The sequence below is a fragment of the Neoroseomonas rubea genome (assembly GCF_016106015.1).
Lineage (GTDB): Bacteria > Pseudomonadota > Alphaproteobacteria > Acetobacterales > Acetobacteraceae > Neoroseomonas > Neoroseomonas rubea.
Map to the genome: position 1 here is coordinate 1 of NZ_JACADQ010000325.1, position 4,777 is coordinate 4,777.

7 protein-coding genes and 1 tRNA gene are annotated in these 4,777 nt (G+C 70.1%); 6 read left to right on the forward strand and 2 right to left on the reverse strand.

The genetic code is table 11. The features are described from left to right. Positions 1-169: 169 nt before the first annotated feature. Both HW577_RS20875 and HW577_RS20880 read right to left on the reverse strand, forming a co-directional pair. Entirely contained in the window at positions 170-730 is a 561-nt protein-coding gene (locus HW577_RS20875) for a demethoxyubiquinone hydroxylase family protein (protein ID WP_198378050.1), read from the reverse strand. Beyond that, a complete protein-coding gene (locus HW577_RS20880; RefSeq protein WP_198378051.1) occupies positions 727-1,209 on the reverse strand; it encodes a disulfide bond formation protein B in 483 nt (160 codons plus the stop codon). The genes HW577_RS20875 and HW577_RS20880 overlap by 4 nt, the downstream gene beginning before the upstream one ends. Positions 1,210-1,298: 89 nt before the next feature. Between HW577_RS20880 and HW577_RS20885 the strand changes: the two genes are divergently transcribed. From HW577_RS20885 to HW577_RS20910, 6 genes are all read left to right on the forward strand, one after another. After that, positions 1,299-1,925 (forward strand): glutathione S-transferase family protein, encoded by a 627-nt coding sequence (locus HW577_RS20885; RefSeq protein WP_198378052.1) that lies wholly within the window; start codon positions 1,299-1,301, stop codon positions 1,923-1,925. 87 nt (positions 1,926-2,012) lie between these two features. Beyond that, positions 2,013-2,408 carry a cupin domain-containing protein gene (locus tag HW577_RS20890; protein WP_198378053.1) on the forward strand — a complete coding sequence of 132 codons (396 nt, stop codon included), beginning with the start codon at positions 2,013-2,015 and terminating at the stop codon, positions 2,406-2,408. Positions 2,409-2,466: 58 nt separating this feature from the next. Then, positions 2,467-2,549 (forward strand) — tRNA-Leu (locus HW577_RS20895). 694 nt (positions 2,550-3,243) lie between these two features. Further along, a complete protein-coding gene (locus HW577_RS20900; RefSeq protein ID WP_198378054.1) occupies positions 3,244-3,525 on the forward strand; it encodes an acyl carrier protein in 282 nt (93 codons plus the stop codon). Between the two features lie 29 nt (positions 3,526-3,554). Then, positions 3,555-4,001 carry a 3-hydroxyacyl-ACP dehydratase FabZ family protein gene (locus HW577_RS20905; protein ID WP_198378055.1) on the forward strand — a complete coding sequence of 149 codons (447 nt, stop codon included), beginning with the start codon at positions 3,555-3,557 and terminating at the stop codon, positions 3,999-4,001. Continuing rightward, positions 3,998-4,777 (forward strand): beta-ketoacyl-ACP synthase (locus HW577_RS20910; protein WP_198378056.1); only part of this gene is annotated, 780 nt, incomplete at its 3' end. The genes HW577_RS20905 and HW577_RS20910, both read left to right, overlap by 4 nt.

Sequence of the window (4,777 nt, forward strand, 5' to 3'; positions counted from 1 at the left end):
GCAGCGCGGCGCAGGCCAGCAGCAGCAGCGCCGCGGCTGCGGCGGGGCCCTTCTGCACGGCGAGTCCGCTCATCGGGCCGCGCCGGCCATGGCACGCGGCGGGCGCGGCGCCCTCGGCACGGCAACGGCCGCGCGGCACGTCGTGATCGTCACGCGCGACAGCCTCGGCTCAGACGCGCTCGCTCAGCCGGATCGCGACCTTGCAGCCGGCCTTGATGGCGGCACTCAGCAGCCGGTAGGCGGGGGCGAGCTCGGCCTCGTTCTCGAGGCCGATGTCGCGGTGCTCCAGCTCCTCGGCGCGGAACTTCTCGATATGCGCCTTCAGCTCGGCCTCGTCCTCGCCGAGCTCCTCCTCCTGCGCGCGATAATGCTCGTCGATCGCTTCCTCGACCGCGACGGTGCAGGCCATCGCGCCACGATGGCCGAGCAGCGCCGTCGCCGCCCCCAGCGCGAAACCGGCCACGTGCCAGATCGGCAGCAGCGCGGTCGGGCGCACGCGGCGCTCGCCGACCAGGCGCGTGAAGGTGTCCAGGTGGACCTGTTCCTGCTCCTTCATGTGTTCCAGCGTCGGGCGCCACTTCGTTCGGCCGAGCACGGCGAGCTGGCCCTCATAGATGCGCTTCGCGCCGTATTCGCCGGCGTGGTCGACGCGGATGGCGCGTTCCACCACCTCCCGCGGCGTGGGGTCGCCGGGCAGGCGGGTCTCGGCGGTGGTGCGGCTCGTGGTCATGCGGTGCGTCCTCGGCGGGCCAGGGCCAGCGCGAGAACGCCGAGCCCGAGGCCATAGATGAGGTTCATCGCCGCCATGGAAAGCGGCAGCCCGGGAATGAGGAAGGTGGGCGCGTCGCAGGGCTTCGACGGCGCCGCGGCCAACCCGCGCATCAGGTCGTCGAGGCTGCCGCCAGCCCCGGAGGAGGTCGCCGCGGCGCAGCCCGGCAGCGGCGAAGGCCACCAGCCCTGCTCCACCCCCACATGCAGCGCGCCGACGCCAGCCGAGGCGAAGGCCGCAAGCCCGGCCAGCACCAGCAGCGCCGCGCGGCCCCGCCCGGGCAGCACCGCCGCGACCACCGCGAACCCCGCCGCCACCCAATAGGGCCAGCGCTGCCAGAGGCAGAGCGCGCAGGGCGCGAGACCCCACCAGGTCTCGCTGCCCATGGCGAAGAGCGGCGCGCCGACGGCGAAGACGAGCACGATCAGGCCTGGTCCCATGGCCCCCATGTCGCGCGCCGCGCCGCCTGGCGCAACTGGACCGCGCCACGCGCGGGGCATAGCCTCAGCCCATCCGCGGGAGGAACTCGATGCGCAGATTGTGGGGCCGGGCCAGTTCCAGCAACGTCATGAAGGTCCTCTGGACCCTCGACGAACTCGGCCTGGACTACGAGCGCATCGACGCCGGCGGCGCCTTCGGCAAGACCAAGGACCCCGCCTACCGGGCCATGAACCCGATGGGGCTGGTGCCGACGCTGGAAGAGGAAGACGGCTGGTCGCTCTGGGAGAGCAACGCCATCGCCCGCTACCTCTGCAACCGGTACGCCCCGTCGGGCAGCCTCTATCCGGCCGAGCCCCGCGCCCGGGCAAAGGTCGAGACCTGGATGGACTGGACGCTCGGCCACGTCACATCCCCGATGGTCACGATCTTCTTCACCCATATCCGCATCCCCGAGCCGGACCGCGACTGGAAGGCGGAAGGCAAGGCGCGGGAGGATGCCGGGCGGCTGTTCCGCATCGTCGATGCGCAGGTCGCCGCCTCGCGCTTCCTGTGCGGGGATCACGTCACGCTGGCCGACCTCTCGCTCGGCTGCTGGGTCCATCGCTGGCACGCCCTGCCGATCGAACGGCCGGACCTGCCGAACCTCGCCCGCTACTACGAGGCGCTCAAGACGCGGCCGGGGTTCGTGAAGCATGTGGCGCTGCCGCTCGAATGACGGCACGCGGGGGAGGATGAACCTCCCCCGCACCCCCTCCCTTTTTTGGCTTTCCGCCCTCGCATGAAGACACGGAGGAAACGAACGATGGGTACGACGACGACGAGCCACGCGAAGGACGCCGAGTTCAAGCGCGGGCTGCGGGCCTTCTTCGAGTATCGCGACCTCGATATCGCCAAGGCCACCAACGGGGCCTTCGGGGCACATGTGATCCGCGCCATCCCGGGCGAGCACGCCACCGGCCAGTGGCACACCCACGACCTGCCCTTCCAGATGTTCTTCGTCCTCAAGGGCTGGGTGAAGTTCGAATACGAGGATATCGGCGAGAAGACCTTCCACGCCGGCGATTCCTGCTACCAGCCGCGCCTGGTGAGGCACCGGGAGATCGCCCATTCCGACGATGTCGAGATCCTCGAGATCACCGGGCCGGCCGAGTTCGAGACGAAGAACGTCGAAGGCCCGGCACGCGCCGCGGCGGAATAGCCGCCCCGCCGGGGCTGGACGCGGCCCGCCGCGCCCGGCTAGGCATGACGCCGCCCAGGCCCCTGTGGCGGAACGGTAGACGCAGGCGACTCAAAATCGCTCGCCCGAGAGGGTGTGGGAGTTCGAATCTCCCCGGGGGCATTTCGGGAATATGCGAGCACGATGACGCCGCCTGATTCGATCTCGCCATCCGTTATGGTGGCCCCGCAGGTGATCGAGCCGCGGCCGAACAATGACAAGCTCGTTCTTTTGCAGATCCTGTTCGGCGTCATGGGATGCGTCTTTGCCTCCCCCCTCTTGCTCGGCGGCGGCCCGATGCGCTGGGTTGCGTTCGCCCTTTCCGGGCCGGGCCCGTTCGCATTCTTCACGGGCTTCGGTAGCCGAAGGGTTACGCATCGACGCAACCACAGGCGAAACGACCGACAGCCTTGGGCGTCGATGGAACCGCGACCGGCACGGCCCCGCAAAGGTCATCTTCAAGGGCGCCGGCCCGGCATCGATCATCTTCCCGGCCTACGACACGGCTGATCCCAGGCGACCAGTTCAACCGCCTGTCGGGAAGCTTGGGTTGCGGCGCTTCCTTCAGCGACGCTTCACAAGGCTTATCCTTGGCGCGAGGCGGACGGAGGTGGACAGCTTCATTCTCCCGGTCGCGTTTCTCACTGATCGCGACGCGATCAAGGCCGCTGTGAGGCCTGAGCGGCCGCCCCTGCGATGGTTCTGAGCCCGGGCGGCATCCGGAACGAACCTCCGAATCTTGCCTTCCGCCCCCATTCAGGCCAAAGACGCCCCCCAATCCTCAGCCCAACCCCGGATTCCCCACGGAGGGCCACCCATGGCCTCGTCCTTCGACCGCATCGCGGACATCATCGCCGAGAACAGCGAAGTCGCGCGGGAGAACATCCTGCCCGACAGCCATGTCATCAATGACCTCGGTATCGACAGCCTCGACTTCCTCGACATCGTCTTCGCCATCGACAAGGCCTTCGGCATCAAGGTCCCGGTCGAGGCATGGACGCAGGAAGTCAACGCCGGCACCGCGCCCGCCGAGCAGTACTTCGTCATGAAGAACCTGGCCGCGCGCATCGACGAGCTGGTCGCCGCCAAGGGCGGCTGACGGCACCGCGCGGCCGCGGGGGACCTGCCTTGCGCCTCGAGTACTTCCAGATGATCGACCGGGTGGCCTCGCTCCAGGGCGAGGCCATCACCGTCGAAAGCACCATCCCCGACGCCTCCCCGGTCTTCGAGGGGCATTTCCCGGGCTATCCGCTCATGCCTGGCGTGCTGCTGGTCGAGACCATGGCCCAGGCCTCGGGCTGGCTGCTGCTCAAGCTGATGGACTTCTCCCGCATGCCCTTCCTGATGGGCGTGAAGGAAGCCAAGTTCCGCTCCTTCGTCGGGCCCGGCACGGCCGTCACTGTCCATGCCGAACGCCTGCACGACGGCTCCGGCTACGCCGTGACCAAGGCGCGCATCGAAGCCGGCGGCAAGCGCATCTGCGACGCGGAACTCACGCTGCGCATCATGGACTTCCCCGCCCCGGAACTCGCCGCCGCGATGAAGCAGCGCGGGCAGGAGCTCGGCCTCGCATGACCCGCCAGGACGTCGTCATCACCGGCATCGGCCTCGTCTCCTCGCTCGGCGAGGGGCCGGACGCACATTGGGACATCCTCTCCAGGCCCGGCACCGCGCCGGTGGTGGACGAGGCCGCCTTCGCCCCCTACCCCGTCCATCCGCTGCCCGCGCTGAACCTCGACGCGCAGATCCCCAAGAAGGGCGACCAGCGGCAGATGGAGCCCTGGCAGCGCCTCGGCACCTACGCCGCCGGGCTGGCCATCGACCAGGCGGGCGCGCGCGGGCTGGTTGCCGACATGCACCTGATCGTCTCCGCCGGCGGCGGCGAGCGCGACATCGCGGTCGATGAGGCGGTCGCCGCGCAGTTCTGCACCACCCCGCCCGCGGAAGCCGGCCCGGCGCTGAACGAGAAACTGGCCACCGACCTCCGGCCCACGCTCTTCCTCGCGCAGCTGTCGAACCTGCTCGCCGGCAACATCTCGATCGTGCACGGCGTGACCGGTTCCTCCCGCACCTTCATGGGGGAGGAAGCGGCCGCGGCCGACGCGGTGCGCATCGCCGCAGCGCGCCTGGCCGAAGGGCGCGGCGGCATCGCGCTGGTCGGCGGCGCCTATGCCTCCCAGCGCTGGGACCTGGTGCTGCTGTACGGCGCGGGCGGCGCGCTCTGGCGCGGGCCTTTCGCGCCGGTCTCGGCACGGCCCGGCACGGGCGGGTTCGTCGGCGGCGCGCTCGGCGCCTTCCTCGTGCTGGAAACGGCCGACCACGCCAAGGCGCGCGGCGCGGTGCCGCTCGCG

Excerpts from the sequence above, each read along its gene's own strand:
- HW577_RS20875 (WP_198378050.1), bottom strand. The coding sequence starts at position 730 with ATGACCACGAGCCGCACCACCGCCGAGACCCGCCTGCCCGGCGACCCC.
- HW577_RS20880 (WP_198378051.1), bottom strand. The coding sequence starts at position 1,209 with ATGGGACCAGGCCTGATCGTGCTCGTCTTCGCCGTCGGCGCGCCGCTC.
- HW577_RS20885 (WP_198378052.1), top strand. The coding sequence starts at position 1,299 with ATGCGCAGATTGTGGGGCCGGGCCAGTTCCAGCAACGTCATGAAGGTC.
- HW577_RS20890 (WP_198378053.1), top strand. The coding sequence starts at position 2,013 with ATGGGTACGACGACGACGAGCCACGCGAAGGACGCCGAGTTCAAGCGC.
- HW577_RS20900 (WP_198378054.1), top strand. The coding sequence starts at position 3,244 with ATGGCCTCGTCCTTCGACCGCATCGCGGACATCATCGCCGAGAACAGC.